Source organism: bacterium, from assembly GCA_004299235.1.
Taxonomy (GTDB): domain Bacteria; phylum Chloroflexota; class Dormibacteria; order Dormibacterales; family Dormibacteraceae; genus SCQL01.
In genome coordinates this window covers 39,628-55,857 of record SCQL01000009.1, presented here as the reverse complement: position 1 = coordinate 55,857, position 16,230 = coordinate 39,628, and the positions used below count along the sequence as shown (strand labels likewise).

At 68.7% G+C, this 16,230-nt stretch carries 13 protein-coding genes; 4 read left to right on the top strand and 9 right to left on the bottom strand.

Annotation, left to right across the window (positions count from 1 at the left end; all coding sequences use genetic code 11):
• Positions 1-4 precede the first annotated feature (4 nt).
• The 5 genes from EPN29_02950 to EPN29_02930 are packed head-to-tail and all read right to left on the bottom strand — an operon-like array spanning position 5 to position 3,900.
• Positions 5-1,111 (bottom strand): D-alanyl-D-alanine carboxypeptidase, encoded by a 1,107-nt coding sequence (locus tag EPN29_02950; protein ID TAN34340.1) that lies wholly within the window; start codon positions 1,109-1,111, stop codon positions 5-7.
• Complete coding sequence (locus EPN29_02945; GenBank protein TAN34339.1) at positions 1,042-2,244, bottom strand: CapA family protein; 1,203 nt, start codon at positions 2,242-2,244, stop codon at positions 1,042-1,044. The genes EPN29_02950 and EPN29_02945 overlap by 70 nt, the downstream gene beginning before the upstream one ends.
• The gene (locus tag EPN29_02940; protein TAN34338.1) at positions 2,241-2,561 is read right to left on the bottom strand and encodes a hypothetical protein; all 321 of its coding nucleotides are present in this window, start codon (positions 2,559-2,561) and stop codon (positions 2,241-2,243) included. Before EPN29_02940 ends, EPN29_02945 begins: the two co-directional genes overlap by 4 nt.
• Positions 2,558-3,649, bottom strand: a complete 1,092-nt coding sequence (locus EPN29_02935; protein TAN34337.1) for an isocitrate/isopropylmalate dehydrogenase family protein — start codon at positions 3,647-3,649, stop codon at positions 2,558-2,560. The genes EPN29_02940 and EPN29_02935 overlap by 4 nt, the downstream gene beginning before the upstream one ends.
• A 2-nt stretch (positions 3,650-3,651) precedes the next feature.
• Positions 3,652-3,900, bottom strand: coding sequence for a ferredoxin family protein (locus EPN29_02930; GenBank protein ID TAN34336.1), 249 nt, complete (start codon positions 3,898-3,900; stop codon positions 3,652-3,654).
• 27 nt (positions 3,901-3,927) lie between these two features.
• On the opposite strand from EPN29_02930, the gene EPN29_02925 reads away from it, so the two are divergent.
• Together EPN29_02925 and pepN are read left to right on the top strand one after the other, a co-directional pair.
• Positions 3,928-5,937 carry a hypothetical protein gene (locus EPN29_02925; protein ID TAN34335.1) on the top strand — a complete coding sequence of 670 codons (2,010 nt, stop codon included), beginning with the start codon at positions 3,928-3,930 and terminating at the stop codon, positions 5,935-5,937.
• Between the two features lie 4 nt (positions 5,938-5,941).
• Complete coding sequence (pepN, locus tag EPN29_02920) at positions 5,942-8,446, top strand: aminopeptidase N (GenBank protein ID TAN34334.1); 2,505 nt, start codon at positions 5,942-5,944, stop codon at positions 8,444-8,446.
• Here the strand turns inward: pepN and EPN29_02915 are convergent, their stop codons facing one another.
• Both EPN29_02915 and folE read right to left on the bottom strand, forming a co-directional pair.
• On the bottom strand, positions 8,447-9,244 hold the full coding sequence (locus EPN29_02915; GenBank protein TAN34333.1) for a hypothetical protein: 798 nt from the start codon (positions 9,242-9,244) through the stop codon (positions 8,447-8,449).
• Positions 9,245-9,248: 4 nt separating this feature from the next.
• The gene (gene folE / locus EPN29_02910) at positions 9,249-9,899 is read right to left on the bottom strand and encodes a GTP cyclohydrolase I FolE (GenBank protein ID TAN34332.1); all 651 of its coding nucleotides are present in this window, start codon (positions 9,897-9,899) and stop codon (positions 9,249-9,251) included.
• Between the two features lie 85 nt (positions 9,900-9,984).
• Between folE and EPN29_02905 the strand changes: the two genes are divergently transcribed.
• Positions 9,985-11,484 carry an undecaprenyl-phosphate glucose phosphotransferase gene (locus tag EPN29_02905; GenBank protein TAN34331.1) on the top strand — a complete coding sequence of 500 codons (1,500 nt, stop codon included), beginning with the start codon at positions 9,985-9,987 and terminating at the stop codon, positions 11,482-11,484.
• 25 nt (positions 11,485-11,509) lie between these two features.
• Positions 11,510-12,790, top strand: a complete 1,281-nt coding sequence (locus EPN29_02900; GenBank protein ID TAN34330.1) for a hypothetical protein — start codon at positions 11,510-11,512, stop codon at positions 12,788-12,790.
• On the opposite strand, the gene EPN29_02895 is transcribed toward EPN29_02900, so the two are convergent.
• Positions 12,732-15,077: a hypothetical protein gene (locus tag EPN29_02895; GenBank protein TAN34329.1), complete on the bottom strand. Its 2,346-nt coding sequence runs from the start codon at positions 15,075-15,077 to the stop codon at positions 12,732-12,734. The genes EPN29_02900 and EPN29_02895 overlap by 59 nt on opposite strands.
• Before the next feature lie 64 nt (positions 15,078-15,141).
• Positions 15,142-16,194 (bottom strand): NAD-dependent epimerase/dehydratase family protein, encoded by a 1,053-nt coding sequence (locus tag EPN29_02890; GenBank protein ID TAN34328.1) that lies wholly within the window; start codon positions 16,192-16,194, stop codon positions 15,142-15,144.
• Positions 16,195-16,230: the final 36 nt, after the last annotated feature.

Below are 16,230 nucleotides of genomic sequence, written 5' to 3'. Positions count from 1 at the left end.
CGGATCAGAACGGCCCGAACGGCGTGGGGTGGACGCTGAACCCGTAGTCGAGCAGGACCGCCGCGTCCTCGGTCGACCGGCCGGTGTCGTTGAGGACGGCCACGATCAGGTGCCGGCCGTCACGCGTCGCGGTGGCGAGCATGCAGCCCCCGGCGTTGTCCGTGAGGCCGGTCTTCAAGCCGGTGGCGCCGGGATAACTCCACAGCAAGCGGTTGAGGTTGTGTGGATAGAAAGCCTTGTGCTGCGCGGTGCCCAGGATCGCCACGTCCTTGGTCGCGGCGATCGCCGCCAGCTCGGGGTAGTACTTGTCGAGGTACGCGGCGGTGTGGACGAGGTCGTGCGCGGACATCCCGTGGCCCGGAGCATCGAGGCCGCTGGGATTGGCGAAGTGGCTGGCGGTGAGGCCGATGCTCTTCGCCTTCTGGTTCATCTGCCGGATGAATCGCTCGCGCGGCACGATGCCGCTCGCCAGCGCCTCGGCGGCGTCGTTGCCGGAGTCCAGGAACAGGCCGTCCAGCACCTCTCGCAGCGTCAGATGCTCGCCCGCCGACAGACCCATGACGCTCGGGATGACCTGCGTCGCCTGCGGGGTCACCTCGATGACGCGGTCCAGCGACCCGGCGTCGTCCACCGCCACCATCGCGGTGATCAGCTTGGTCAGGCTCGCGGGCGCGCGCGAGGTCTCGGGGTCCCGCTCCCACAGCACCATCCGCGTGTCGAGGTCGACCAGGTACACGGCCTGCGCGCGGACCGGCAGCTCGGGCTGCGGATGGACGGCGAGCCAGTAGTTGGAGAACCCCAGGTGATCGAAGCTCTTCGCCGCCGGGGCGGTCGCGCGCTGCAGCGTGAAGCGGATCGGCGAGCGGCCGTGGTTGACGGCGACAAAGCCGGTCGTCACGCCGCCCGCCAGGAGCAGGGCGATCGCGGCGAGCAAGGTGAAACGATCTCGCCGGCGTCGACGCCGGCCGCGCGTTCGTGAGCGCCCTGGTTCTGGGACGTAAGCTGCGACGGTGGGACCCCCTGAGTTGAGCTGGGGTGATTCTAACCGGGCGCGCTGACGGCGGAGGATGGCGGCGCGTGCTCGGGCGCGTAGGGCAGCGGCGGTGGGAATGACGGGAGCGGCGCCGTCGCCGGTTCACCCAGGCGTGCGGCGAGCTGATCGCTCGCGGCTTCCATCGTCTGCAGCACCGCGGCTGAATCGTTGGGGTTCATGAACACCGGCTGCCCGTAGTCGTAGCTCCGCACCGGCCTCCACGTCGCCGCGACGAGCTGCGTGCCGTAGAAGGTGTAGGTGCCGATCACGCCCTCGCGTGTCTCCTCCGACCACATCTGGTCGAAGACGAAGTTGCCGTGCGCGTATGTGATGAGCTTGCCGTGGTAGACCTCGACGCCCTGGTACCAGTGCGGGTGGTTGCCGATGACGATGTCGGCGCCCCAATCGATGGCGGCGTGGCCGATGGCGACCGGGTCGTCGGGGGTCGGCACGTGTGGATCGGCCATCGGCTGGCGCTCGTACTCCTTGCCCCAGTGGAACTGCACGACGACGATGTCGGCGAGCTGGCGCGCGCGGGCGATGCCCTCCTTTAGCGCCGTCCTGTCGATCGCCCGCCCGACCCCGTTGAAACCGATGAAGCCGAACTTCAGCCCGCGGACGTCGATGACGGCGACCGGCCCCAGCCCCGAGGTCTTGATGCCGTGCTGCTGGAGCAGCTGGTCGGTGGCCGTGATCCCCTCCGCCCCGTAGTTGGACAGGTGGTTGTTGGCGAGGTTGGCGACGTCCGCGCCCATGAACGTCAGGCCGTTGACGAAGCGGGCGTCGCCGCAGAACGTGAAGCTCTCGGCGGGGCTGACCGGGCAGCCGGCGAACAGCGGCGCCTCGAGGTTGATGTAGGTGATGTCGGCATCTCTCGTGTAGTCCGCGGTCGGGCGGAACGGCCACAAAAAGTCGTGGCGCACGGTGGCGAAGTAGTTGACGCCCCGAGCCGGGATGATGTCGCCGGTCACCAGGAGGGTGCGCACCTTGCTCGGGTCGATGGGGACGCTGTAGGTCGGGTGGAAGAGCTCCTGCAGGCTCAGGGCGGGCGGGCGGCCGGTGCGGGCGGCGAAGGAAGGCTGGTCGGCCGGGTCGGGGGCCGCGACCAGGGCCCGGACGCTGGAGGCGGCGGTGATCCCAGCCGGCGGGGCGCCGCCGTTGCAGGCGGCGAGCAGGAGCGTGGCGGCGAGCAAGCCGGCGGCGGCCTTCACTTATCGACGGGTAATGCTGCCACGACCTCCTCGATTGCGATCAGGCGGGCGACGTATGAGCGGACCGGCTCGCCGAGCTCGCCGCCGGCGCGGAACAGGCCCTGGTTACCCTCCGCGCGCCGCGCCTCGAGCATCCGGAAGTGATGCGGGTCGAGCGCGCCGCGCTGCAGCGCGACCTCGACGATGCTGCCGAGCCAGGAGGCGTAAAGGGCGACCTCCTGCACGCGCGGGTCGTCGCCGGCGGCGGGAAACGGCTGGTGGATGTGCTCGTCCCACAGGCGGCGCAGCCGGACGACCTCGGGGGTGAGTCCCCTCAAGCCCCCGCTTTCAGGTGCGCCACGACGGCGTCGGCCACCTGACTGGTGCCCACCGCGGTGGGGTCGTTGCGCTTCTCCTTCAAGTCGTACGTCACATTCTGGCCTAGGGCGATGACGTTCGCGATCGCGCCCTCCAGGGCGTCGGCCGCGGCCACCTCCTCGAGGTGACGCAGCATCAGCACCCCCGACAGCATGACCGCCATCGGGTTGACCTTGTTCTGTCCCTTGTACTTCGGCGCGCTCCCGTGCGTCGCCTCGAACACCGCTCCGTTGGCGCCGATGTTGGCGCCCGGCGCCAGACCCAGGCCCCCGATCATCCCGGCGCCGAGGTCGGAGATGATGTCGCCGTAGAGATTGGGGCAGCACAGCACGTCGTACTCCCTGGGCCGCAGCACCAGCTGCATGCACATGTTGTCGACGATGCGGTCTTCGAACTCGATGTCGGTGTTGCGTTCGGCGACCTGGCGCGCGACGGCCAGGAACAGGCCGTCGGTATGCTTCATGATGTTCGCCTTGTGCACCGCCGTGACCTTGCGGCGCTGGTTGTGGCGCGCGTAGTCGAAGGCGAACTGGACGATGCGCTCGGACCCGGTGACCGAAATCGGCTTGATGGATAGGCCGCTGTCCGGCCGGATCTTCTTCTTGGCCAGATTCGAGATCTCGTCGATCAGGTGCTCACAGTTCTCGGTCCCGCGCTCGAACTCGATGCCGCTGTAGATGTCCTCGGTGTTCTCGCGCACGATGACGAAGTCGAGGTCGTCGCGCAGGTTGCGGGCGCCCTTGTAGGCCTTGACCGGGCGCACCAGCGCGTAGAGGTCCAGCTCCTGGCGCAGCGCCACGTTGACGCTGCGGAACCCGCTGCCGACCGGGGTCGTGATCGGTCCCTTGAGGGCGACCTTGTTCTTGCGGATCGAAGCGAGCACCTGCTCCGGCAGCGGCGTCCCGTACTGCTGGATGGCGCTCTCGCCGGCCGGTTGCACGTCCCAGTCGAACTCCACGCCGGTCGCCTCGAGGACGCGAACGGCCGCGTCGCAGATCTCAGGTCCGACGCCATCCCCTGGAACCAGGGTTACCGCATGCCGCGCCAACGCTACTGCCGGTTTTTGAAGTAGTCGGCGTTGATCTTGATGAAGTCGCGCCACTGCTCCGGGACCTCATCCTCGGGGAAGATGGCGTCGACGGGGCAAGGATCCACGCATGCGCCGCAATCGATGCACTCGTCCGGGTCGATGTAATACATGTCCGCCGCGTCGTCGGTGTGGATGCAGTCCACCGGACAGACCTCCACACAGGAGGCGTCCTTGACGCCCACGCACGGTTGCGCGATTACGTATGCCACGTGCCGCAAGGGTACCATGCACCCGTAATGGCGGAGAGCGAGCCCAAGCCGAAGCTCGTCGAGCTCGTGTCTGCAGGCGCCGGCCACGGCTGGAAGGCCGTGCTCAAGAACGGGCGGCCGGCCGTCGTCCACGAGATCCCCGTCCCCCCGGCCGAAGCCGCCGCCGCGGTGCCGCGCATCCAGCGGCTCGCGGAGCACCGGCACCCCGCTCTCTCGCCGGTCCTCGCGTGGGGCACCGATCCGAAGGGCATCTGGGTGGCGGTGGAGCCCGACGAGGGCACGCCGCTCGCCACCATCCTGTCGCGCGGGCCCTTCACGCCGGCGGCCGCGGCGGCGCTGGGCACCGCCGTGCTCTCAGGCGTCGGCGCGCTGCACGAGGCGGGGATCGCCATGGGCGGCTTCGGCGCTTCGGCGGTGCGCATCACCGGCAACGGCGATGTGAGGCTCGCGGGCCATCCGGCGGCCGCCGTTCGCGGCGCACCTTCGCAGAGCGACCTGCGGGCGGACGTCCGGTCGTGCGGCATGGCGGTGTGCGCCGCGTTCGGCGTCGACCCCGCCGGCGCCCCCGCCCCGCCCAACGTCCCGCCCGGCCTCGTCGTGACCATGCGGTCGATGGCGAGCGGCGCCATGGGCCCGGCGGCGGACCGGGCGCAGGACGCGCTGAGAGAGATGGCGGCGGCGCTGCTCGCGCCCGACCGGATGGTCGCCGCCCAGTCCGAGCTGGCCCTGAGGGCGGGGGGGCGGGAGACGCCCGGGATCACCCCCTTCCTGCCCCAGACCGAGGCCCCGGCCCCGGCTCCCCTGCCGCCGCCTCCCGCCCCCGCCCCCCACGTGCCGCCGGCGCCGCGCGAGGAGACGCCGGTCCGGGCGCCCGCGTCCTACGACGCACCGCCGCGCTCGCTCCAGAGCTATCCGCCCACCCCGGCGCCGGTGGCCCCCCCGACTCCCCCCACTCCCCCGGCGCCGGCTCCAGAACGCCCTCCCAGCCCGCCTGGGCCGCCCACGTGGTCGGATGCGCCGGCCGGGACGCCCTCGCCCTTCGCGGCGCCTGGGACCCCCAAGTGGTCGGATGCGCCGGCCAGGACGCCGCCGCCCTTCGCGGCGCCTCCCACCCCGGCTCCGACCAGCCCTCCATCCCCGGCCGCTCCGCCGTCTCCGCCGTCTGCGGCGCCCGCTCCGACCTGGGAGCCGGCGCCGGCCGCGCCCAAGCCGATCGAGGCGCCGCCTCCCCCGCCCGCCATGGCGACCAAGCCGCCGGTCCCCGCCCCGGCCCCGCCGGCGGCCGAGGAGAACTGGACGCCGGTCGCCCCTCCGGCCTGGACGCCGGGTCCCGTAGTGACTCCGCCGCCAAGCGCCGTGACGGCCGCACCCTCGGTGCCGGCTCCGGTGGCCCCCACGCCACCGCGCCTCCCGGCCCGCCGGCCCACCGTGGGCCGCCCCGCGGACGAGGGCCCGACCCAGAGGCCGCCGTGGCTGATCCCGGCGGTGATCGCGGTCGTCCTCCTGCTGCTCCTGGGCGGAGGCGGGGCGATCATCCTGGCCAACCGGGGCGGGACGTCCGGCGGCGCCACGGCGTCGACGCATTCCCCGAGCCCCAAGCCCTCGACCAAAGGCAGCCCCAGCCCGACGGGGCTCCAGGGCCCGCTGGCGGTGCCGGCGTATGCGCCCGCGGCCGCCGACCCGGTCGCCGGCGTGGCCATCTGCACCGCGGCCGCGCCCTGCCCCAACCCGCCGAGCAATGCCGAGAGCGGCACCAGCTGCGACCTGGCGGGCGCCTGCAAGGTCGAGGTGGAGGTCAGGTTCGCCTCCGTCCAGCGAGGCGATGTGGCCTTCATCCTGAAGTTCTTCGATCGCTGCACGGGAACGACGACCGACCTCCCGGGCGGCCACTACACCCCGCCGGGCTACATTCGCGTCTTCATCGACGCGACGGTGTCGCTGCCGGCGGGAGCCAGGTCCGCCGCGATCGTGGCCGTGACCTCAACCCCCGCCGGCGCCGCCTCAGCCCCGCTGATGCTGGGCGGCGACACCTGCTGAGCCGATCCACAACAACCTGACCCGCCAGGAGGCTCGGGCGAGGGCCGAGGTCCTTTCGGGCCTGCACTACGAAGTCCGGCTCGACCTCACGACCGGGGCCGAGACGTTTGGCTCCGAGACCACGGTGACGTTCAGATGCCGGCGCCCGGGCGCCGCCACCTTCATCGAGTTCGGCGGCCCCGCGATCCACCGGGCGGAGCTCAACGGACGAGTCATCCCGATCGACGGGTTCGCCGGCGGCCGGCTCCCGCTGCGCGACCTTGCGGCCGAGAACACGCTGAGGCTTCAGGCGACGGGCGCTTACTCGAACGACGGCACTGGCCTGAACCGGTTCGAGGACCCGGTCGACGGCCGCGTCTACCTGCACAGCCAGTTCGGCGAGCACGCGGCCTATCTCGGTTACGCATGCTTCGACCAGCCCGACCTCAAGGCGACGTTCGGCTTCACCGTCAAAGCTCCGGACGGCTGGGTGGTGGTCTCCAACACCGGGGGTGTTCTTGGCGATGACGGCGTGTGGACCTTCCCCCCGACCAAGTTGCTGTCGACCTACATCACGGCCCTGGTGGCCGGGCCGTACCACGCGGTCCACCAGGACCATCGGGGCATCCCGCTCGGCCTGTACTGCCGGCGGTCGCTGGCGCGCTACCTGGATCCTGAGGAGTTCTTCGAGATCACGCAGCAGGGCCTGGATTTTTTTGCGAGGCGGTTCGGCCATCCGTATCCGTTCGGCAAGTACGACCAGCTCTTCGTGCCCGAGTTCTCCGCCGGCGCGATGGAGAACGCGGCCTGCGTCACCTTCCACGAGAAGAGGCTCTTCCGCTCTCGGGTCACCGAGGCGGAGCGCATGGACCGCGCCGTCGTGATCCTCCACGAGATGGCGCACATGTGGTTCGGCGACCTGGTCACGCCCAGGTGGTGGGACGACCTGTGGCTCAACGAGACCTTCGCCGAGTACATGGGCTACCTGGGCGCGGCCGAGGCGACCCGGTTCAAAACCGCCTGGATCGACTTCGCCACCGCGACCGAGGCCGGGGCCAAAGCCCAGGACCAGCTGCCGACCACGCATCCGATCGTGGCCGATATCCCGGACGTGGAGTCGGTCACCCTCAACCTGGACGGCATCACCTACAACAAGGGCGCCGCCGTGATCAAGCAGCTGGTCGCCTGGGTCGGCGAGGACGCCTTCTTCAGGGGGGTCGAGGCCTATTTCAAAGCCAACGCCTACGGCAACACCGACCTCGCCGACTTCCTGCGGGCGCTGGAGCAGGCGTCGGGCCGCGACCTCGGCTCGTGGTCGCGTGCCTGGCTCGAGGCGGCGGGCGTCAACACGCTGCAAGCCCTGATCGAGGCCGAGGGCGGGCGCATCCGGTGGGCGACCGTCGTGCAGGCGGCGCCGGCGGACCATCCGACCCTGCGCCCCCACCGCCTGAGACTGGGGCTGTTCGACCTGTCGGGATCCGGTCTCAGGAGGCGCAAGGCGATCGAGCTGGACGTCGATGGAGCCGCGACCGCGGTGCCGCAGATGGCCGGCGAGCCGGTGCCTGACCTGGTGCTGGTGAACGACGGCGACCTGACCTACGCGAAGGCCGCGCTGGACTCCGGCTCGCTCTCGACGCTCGCGCGACACCTGCGCGACATCGACGACCCGCTCGCCCGAGCGCTGGCCTGGGAGGCGCTCTGGGACATGGTGCGCGACGCCCAGCTCCGCGCCCGCGACTACCTCACGATCGCGCTCGACAACATCGGCGTCGAGACCGACGCGATGACCCTGTCTTCGCTTATCGGCCGGATCGAGCGGGTCATCGAGAGCTTCAGCGACCCCGCGCACCGGCCCTCGGTACGCTCCCTGGTCGCACTCGCGGCCAGGGGGCGGTTCGACCGCTCAGAGCCGGGGGGCGACGTGCAGCTGCTGTGGGCGAGGGCGCTGATCCGGGCCGCCCGCGACCCCGACGCCGTCGCCTGGGTGCGCGGCCTGCTCGACGGCACGGCCGAGGCCAAGGGCCTGAGTGTCGATTTCGAAGTCCGCTGGGGCGCCGTCGACGCGCTGGCGACGATCGGCGCGGCGGGCGACGACCTCATCGCCGCCGAGCTCGAGCGCGACCCGACCGACGAGGGCCGCCGCGCGGCCGCGTCAGCGCGCGCGGCCCAGCCCCTGGCGGAGGCCAAGCAGGCGGCCTGGAAGGTGGCCGTCGACGACGAGGCGGCGGCGATGGCGACGCGGCGAGCCGTCGCCGCGGGCTTTCACCGCCCCGACCAGCTGGACCTGCTCGACGCTTTCGTCCAGCCCTACTTCGAAAGCCTGATGCCGGTCTGGGAGTCGCACGACGCGGAGGAGGCGATTTCGATCATCCGGTGGATGTACCCGCGGGCGGTGGTGACCCACGAGGTCGTGGACGCCACCGACTCGGTGCTGGCGGGCGTGCTGCCGGGACCGGTGCGGCGATCGCTGCTCGAGTCGCGGGATGCGGTCGCGCGAGCCCTGCGCGCCCAGGCCTTCGACCGCTCGTGATTACGCCCTGACGCCGTAGCGCAGGAACAGGTAGTCGCGGTGGCGGCGGACGCTCAGGAGATCGCTCCAGACCCCGGCTTGGGGCAGGAGCTCGGCGCCTTCGACCATCCCCAGCCGCCGCTCGCGAGCGCGCCCGGCCGCCACCGGCGCGACTGTCAGGAACATCTCGTCGAGGAGCCGCTGGCGGATGAGCTCGCCCATCAGGTGCGGACCGCCCTCGGTCAGCAGGACCTCATAGCCCTGGGACCGCAGCTCCCCGAGCGTCCGGCCGACGTCTAAGCTCTTCCCCTTCCCCATCGTCACCACGCGCGATGCCGGCGGCAGCCCGCCGCCGATCGCCCGGGCGCCGGCCGCAGTGGTCACGACGAGGGCGCCTTTGACCAAAGCGGGATGCGAGAAGTCCAGCTCGCCGCCGGCGGTGAGCACCACGAGCCGCGGTTCCGGGCTGCGCCCGAGGCTCTGCCGCAGCTCGGCGAAGCTCGACGCCAGGCTGGGAAAGACGTGTGACGGCGTCCACAGATGGCCTGGGGTGGCGCGCAGCGTGCCGGCGCCGATGACGACGGCGTCGGCGCAGGCGCGCAGGAGCGCCATGAGGAAGCGGTCGGCGGGGTACTTGCCGCTGATGACCGAGCCGGCCGACTGCGTCGAGCCGAGCGTGACCACCCCGTCCACCGAGGAGACGAAGTTCGAGTACAGGACCGGCGAGGCAAAGCCCAGGCGGCCGTAGAGGCGTTCGAGGCCGGCCGGCAAGGGGTGGCCCGGCAGATTCGCCTCGTAAAGGACCTCGAAAGGGTCCACGCGCTCAGTGGTCCGACTGGGCGACTGCCTGCAGGAACTCGGTGCGGAGCTGGGGGTCGCCCTCGTAGTTCCCGCGCCAGAAGGAGGTCCAGGTCCGCGAGTGGCCCTCGCGCACGCCGCGCATCTGCGTGCACAGGTGCATGGCGTTCAGGTGGACCGCGACGCCGTGGGGCTGGAGGACGCGGACGAGCTCGTCGGCGATCTCGACGCCGATGCGCTCCTGGACGGTGAAGCGGCGGGCGAACACGCGCACGAGTCGAGTCAGCTTGGAGATGCCGATGATCTCCTCGTGAGCGATGTAACCGATGTACGCGTGGCCGTGGAAGGGCAGCGCGTGGTGCTCGCACAGGGAGAAGAACTCGATCGGCCCTTCGATGACCTGGCTGATGTTGCAGTCGGGCCCGCCGTGGCACTCGGTGGGAAAGGCGGTCAGGAGCTTGGGATCGCCCTCGTAGCCCGCGGTGGCGTCGAAGAGCGCGCGGAGAAAGCGGGTGGGCGTGGTCCGGGTCCCGGGCGTGTCGAGGTCCATGCCGAAGGCTTCGAAGATCTCGGCCGCGTGGCCCTCGAACTTCTTCCACTTCTCAGGGCTGATGGTGCGGGGCCGGGTCTTCTCCCACTGGGTGGTCTCTTCGGGATCAAACGCGAGTGTGGACATGAACGGTCTCCTTCAGCAGTTAGATCGGTTCGCAACAATGTACGTCGCCGCCGTATCGTCCATTCCGACCGCTAACCTTTAGCCGATGGCACGTCGAGGGCCGATCGAGACGGCCACGCCCGCCACACCCGACGAGAAGCCACCGGCGGCTCATGCCGGCGAACAACCCAGCCGGCTGGTAGTCCTGCCTCCCGATTGGCTGCCCCTGGCGCTCGTGGTTGGCGACGCGGTGATCGTGGCGGCCTCTGTGGTCGCGGCTTACTGGTACTACGTCAACGTCGACCCGCTGAGGCGGGCGGCTGGAGCGGCGCTTCCACTTGCGCCGTATCTGGCCGCGATTCCAGTCGCGATCGCGATCTATCTATTCTCACTGGCCATCAACCACCAGTACCAGTCGTGGCGGGGTCGAACGCTGATGGACCTTGTGCTGGGGCTGTACAGCGGCATAGGGCTCGCGGCGGTGCTGGTCCTGGCAGCCATCTCGTTGGGCAACCTGGGAATCGAGTACTCCCGCCTCACGATCACGTACGCGGTCCTGCTGACGGCTGTGCTGATGACCACGGAGCGCTACTTCCTGCGCCAGTACGAGACAAGGCTCCGACGCCAAGGCATCGGCACAGAGAAGGTGCTGCTGGTCGGGACCGGCCCGGGGAGCGAGATGCTCCTGCGCCGGATGGCGATGTTTCCGCAATATGGCTTTCAGGTCCGCGGCGTGCTCGACGACAACCGCGCCACGGGATCTCAATTCGCGGGCGCTCCGGTGGTTGGGCGGGTTGATGATCTGCCATCAAGAGCACGTGAGCTGGGGGCCGACCAGGTCTTCATCGCCATGGCGGGTCACGATCGCCGTCGTGTCATTCACCTGATCAAACAGTGCGAGGACCAGCGGCTCGAGTTCAAGGTCATCCCGGACCTGCTCGACATCATGAGCACGCGCACCGAGGTGGACTCCCTCGACGGCCTGCCGCTCGTGGGCGTACGCCACAGCCGCCTCACCGGCGCGAATTCAGTCTTGAAGCGAGCCACGGATATCGTGGTCAGCGCGATCGCGCTTGGGGTCCTCGTCCTGCCCATGCTCGTGGTCGCCCTCATCATCAAGATCACCTCTCCCAGCGGACCGGTGCTCTTCAAGCAGGAACGAATCGGCATGCGTCGCCGGCCGTTCGCCGTCTACAAATTCCGCACGATGATCCCTGATGCGGAGGCGGCAACTGGGCCGAAGGTGGCCCTGCCTGGCGATCCACGCACGACCCCTTTCGGCCGTTTCATGCGCAAGCTCAGCATCGACGAGCTCCCGCAGCTGTGGAACGTGCTCAAGGGCGACATGAGCCTGGTCGGTCCGCGACCACAGCCGACATTCTTTGACGAGCAATACAGCGCTGAGGTGCCGCGATATCTGGAACGCCAGCAGGTCCGGCCGGGTTTGACCGGCTGGGCCGAGGTCAACGATCTCAGAGGCGCGGCGCCGATCGTGGACCGGACTGTTTACGATGTCTACTACGTGGAGCACTGGTCGCTGGTCCTCGACATCAAGATCATCATGCTGACCGCGCTCCGTCTGTTCTTCCAGCGCCACGCTTACTAGGCGCGCGGTACCGGGTACCGCTCAAATCAACCCGTCGCCCTATCGGCTGACGACGTTCGCATGCGCGCTGACGTGCGCGCTTGCGCCCGCGTACGTCATCCGATGGCACATCGGGTTCTATCCGACCACGCTGCTCGAAAGCGCCATCTTGGTTTCGCTGGCCGTCTTCGTGGTCGAGCTTGTGCTCTCACACGAGCCCCTGGTGTGGCGCGGCCCGTTCGTGTTGCCGGCCTTGCTGTTCATCATCGCCGGCGCGATCGCGGTCGTCGCGGCGCCAAACCGGACCGCTGGGCTCGGACTCTATCGGGCATACATCATCGAGCCGATCGCTTTCGGCCTCGTGCTGGCCAATGTCATTCGCACCTCGCGCCGCGCCGCGCTCGTTGCCGGCGGGCTTGCGGCGGGCGCCGCCGTGGCAGGCCTTGCCAACTCGTTCGTCGTCCTGTCAGGGCTGATCAACCACACGTACGACGTCGCCCTGACGCCACCCGTGGTCATCTACTCGACCGCCAACGCGGTCGCGCTCTATGTCGTGCCCATCGTCGCCCTGGCGATCAGCGTCGCCCTCTACGGCAGCCGAGAAGAACGCTTCGGCGCCGCCGCGTTCGTGGTCGCCGGCACCATCATCGCGGCGCTCAGCTTCTCCCGAGGTGGCTACCTCGCCCTCGCCGCCGTGGTGCTCGGCGCGGTCGTCTTACATCGCCGGCGTCTGCTTATGCTCGGTGTGGCGGTCGTCGGGCTGGCGGCCCTCGCCGTGGTTCCGCCGATCCGGCACCGGATCCTCATCGAGACCCACAACGTGTACGGCAACACGATCCAGAGCCGCATCGACCTCTGGACCGCGGCGGTCAAGCTCATCCGGCACCGCCCACTGTTCGGCGCGGGTCTGTCGGGATTTCAGCAGATGTCCGCCCCCTACTACACGCACCTGCACACGGCGGCGAATTTCATCGATCCGCACAACATCGTGCTCAACTTCTGGGTCGAGACCGGCCTGGTCGGCCTGATTGCTTTCGCCTGGATCATGGTCGTCGGCTTTCAGGTTTCCTGGCGTGGATGGCGCCAGGGGTCCGGCGGCTGGCCCGCCTACCACCTGGGCGTTTTGCTGGCCCTTGTCGCCGTCGTGGTTCACGGCATGGTGGACGTGCCCTACTTCAAGAACGATCTGAGCCTTTTGTTCTGGATCCTGATCGGGCTCACGTGCGCCGGCCGCCAATGGGCCGCACCCGGTTCAGATGCCCAGGTTCCTACCCTCCGAACAGGGCTTGCGCCAGGTCCTGGCCGCTCCAGTAGGCGTACTGGCTGATCGGGTTCGGCAGCGACTGTCCCGAGGCGGCAAAGGGATGGATGCCGCCGTATGCGTCAAGCTCGTAACCGGTGGCTGCCGACGGGTTCGAGCTGGGCAAGAACCACAGCGCGCGGGCGAGGTCGCGTCCCGTCCAGTACGGGTGGTTCACAACCGCCGCGGGAGCTGGAGCGGAGCCGCCCCAGAACGGGTGGAAGCCGCCATGAAGGTCCAGCACGTAGCCGCTGATTGAAGCCGCCGTCGCGGCCGGATCCAGCCAGATGTCACGAGCCACGTTGGCACCGGCCCAATAGCCGTACTGGGCGATGGCGGCCGGCAGTGCATGCCCGCTCACCGCCCAGGGATGAATGCCACCGTAAACGTCCAGCACGTAGCCGCCTGACTGATCCGCCAAGAGCGTGATCTTCTTGGCCACGTCATTGCCGGGGAAGTAGGGGTAATTGACCGGGACCGGCGGCAGGGGGTTCCCATTCACCGAGAACGGATGAATTCCGCCATAGCCGTCGAGCTCGTAACCTCCGGTGCCTCCGTGAACGAAGACGAAGTCACGCGCGATGTCGACACCGGCGTAGTAGGGAAATTGAGAAGGGACGATCGCGGGTGTGCCGTACGGGTGAAGGCCGCCGTAGGCGTCGAGGACGAGCCCCACCGCCGGCGTGCCGGGCGCCATGTGCGCGGCTCGGGCGAGCGGCGAACTGAAGGTCGGCTCGTTGCTGATCGCTGGGCTGAAGTCATCGGGGTGGACGCCGCCGTAGGCGTCGACCGTGTAGATCTGGCAGGGGTTCGCTCCGCAGGTCGGAGGAGGATAGGTCGCGAAGTCGAGCCCGGTGATGCTCGTGGACTGAGGGACGAAAATCCAGCCCCCGTCGGCGGCCGGCGTGGCGAAGTGATGCACGCCCTGCGGCAGGCCCGCCGTCACCACGAGACTCCCAGCCGCATCGAAGCCGTAGAGAGTCGAAGGTGAACCGCCAATCGACAGGGTCCAGATGAGGTCGCCTTCCACGATCGGCGGCCCGGGCGTGAATCCACCCGCGGTCCAGTGAGTGGTGAAGCCCAGCGGTGGACAGCCCGTGTTCACCGATAGCGCCTGCAGGCTGCCTGAGCTGTTGCATGCGATGTAAACGTCGGGAGCGACGTACGCCGCCCCGCCGAAGACGGCGTCGCCAGAGGAGCATGTGCTGATCGCTGTGTTCGGGTTCGCCTGACCGCCGAAGCCGCCGAGCGCGCCGGCGTTCAACAGCCAGACCTGGGCCGATTTGCCGGTTTGAAAGACGATGCTGTTGTTGAGCAGCGAAGGCGCGATCGATCCGACGTCTTGATCGGCCTGGCTCAGTGTGCACCAGTCTGAGGGGGCGAAGTAACTCAGCTCAACCAGCGTGCTCGAGAGCTTGAAGACTCCGTTGCCGTGGTCGTACAGACTCGCATTGCAAGGCAGAGACGAGCTGCCGGAGCCGGCGTTGCCCGTGGCCACGTAGACATTGCCCGAGCCGTCTATTGACATCCCCTGGGCCGCCCAGATCCCGGCCTCACGCTGGCTCGAGGTTTGAGGCTCGTACACGTTGCTGACAGCGCCGCCGGTGGCCGGCACACCCACAACCCACGGGTGGTAGTCGCCGCAATCGCCGAGCCAGCCGCCGAACGGCACGTACACGTGGCCATTGGCCAGGCCCAGGGCTCCACGCTGCTCCGACACGGCGGGGTCGAGGGTGACCGTGCCTCCCTGCGCCGTCGGCGTGATGTCCACCGGGAAACCGGCCACGGTACTTCCGTCCGACAGGTTCAATGCAAACATCTGGTACTTCGGCGACGAGATGGGGCCGACCAACCCAACGGCATAGACAATGCTGGTTGACGGGTCGATGACCGGGGTGCTGGTGATCCCGACCGGGTTGATCTCCGAGCTGCAGTAGTGTGTCGCCACGCTGGCGCCGACCACCTTGTGCCACACGACTGCCCCGGAGCCCTCGTCCAGGGCGTAAATGCTGTCGTTTTCAGTCACGGCGATGACCACGCCGTTCCAGATCAGCGGTTCGGCGTAAACGTTGCCGTCCAGCCCTGTGTTCCATTGCGCCGAAGGGCTCGGCGAGGTGATCGAGGGCGCGGTCGCGTCATACCCGGTGCGAGCGTTGTCATGGTGATAGGTCGTCCAGCCGGCGCCAAACGAGGCGGCCGCGCCTGGGGTCACGATCGACCTGACCGCGGCCGGCGCGCGCGGCGCGGCGGCGGTCGGCATGGGGACCAGGGTGACGGCAAGGGCGATCAGCAACGGAGCACGTGCGTGCTTCATTCGATCTCCTTAACGAACGAACCCCAGGTTTCCGGTCGCCTCGCGGTGCGAGGCAAGCGGTGTCTTACTTGGCGGCGGCTCGGCTCGGCTTTCGCTCGCCACGTTCGGTGAGCATCCGGTCAAGATACCCGCGAACCTGGTTTTTGTCCTTGGTGCTGAAGTACCAGTCGATGGTGCGATGGAGTCCGTCCATGAACTTCATCCTCGGTTCCCAGCTCAGCAGCTTCTTGCCGAGGTCGTTGCTCGCCACCCGGTTCATCGGTCCCGTCGGCATGTTGGTCAGAAACTTGATCTCCGCCTCTTGCCCGGTGTACTTGAGGACCTCCCGGACCGCGTCGATGACGCGGGTCCGTTCCATGGTTCCGAGGTTCACAGCCGTCCCGTCGTCGATCTTCTCCGCGCTCAGGATCATCCCGTCGACGATGTCGCCGACATAGGTCCAGTTCCTGACCTGGGTGCCGTCGCCCCACACCTCGAACGGGTCCTGGCCGACGAATGCTCGCGCGATCATGGCGATCACCGCGTGGTTCTCAACCCCGCGCTCCCCGTAGACGGTGAAGAACCGGCAGGACGCCGCCTTCATGCCGTAGGTCTTGTGGAAGGCCTGGAGCGTCTTCTCCCCCATCAGCTTGGCCCAGCCGTACATGCCGTCCGAGTCGTAAGGCGGGCCGACCATGTCCTCGGTCAGGTACAGCTCCTGCGACACGTCCTGCTGGACGTAGTTGGGGTACACGCAGCCGGAGGAGGCGAACACGAACTTGTCGACACCCGCCTCCTGCGCCGCTTTGATGAGCATCCCGTCGAGCGTCAGGTTCTTGGCGCACTCGGCCTGGTGGAGGTCGACGTAACCCCGTCCCCCGTGGATGGCCGCGAGATGAAACACCGTATCGATGCCCTTGACTGATTCGGCCGCCACGTCCTGGTCGAGCAGGTCCCTCTCAATGAATTCAACCCGGCTCGCGTCCAGGTGTCCCTGGATGTTCTCGATCTCCCCGGAGCTGAGATCGTCGACGACGCGGACGTGGCTCGCGCCGCGTTCCACCAGCTGATCCACCAGGTGCGAACCGATGAATGAGGCACCGCCGGTGACGAGTACGCGCTTACCAGACCAGTTCACAGAGACTCCTTGACAATTAGGCGACCGAGATCAAAA

Bases quoted from the DNA above. Each gene is read 5' to 3' on its own strand.
- EPN29_02925 (TAN34335.1), top strand. From the start codon at position 3,928: ATGGCGGAGAGCGAGCCCAAGCCGAAGCTCGTCGAGCTCGTGTCTGCA.
- EPN29_02905 (TAN34331.1), top strand. From the start codon at position 9,985: ATGGCACGTCGAGGGCCGATCGAGACGGCCACGCCCGCCACACCCGAC.
- EPN29_02895 (TAN34329.1), bottom strand. From the start codon at position 15,077: ATGAAGCACGCACGTGCTCCGTTGCTGATCGCCCTTGCCGTCACCCTG.
- folE (TAN34332.1), bottom strand. From the start codon at position 9,899: ATGTCCACACTCGCGTTTGATCCCGAAGAGACCACCCAGTGGGAGAAG.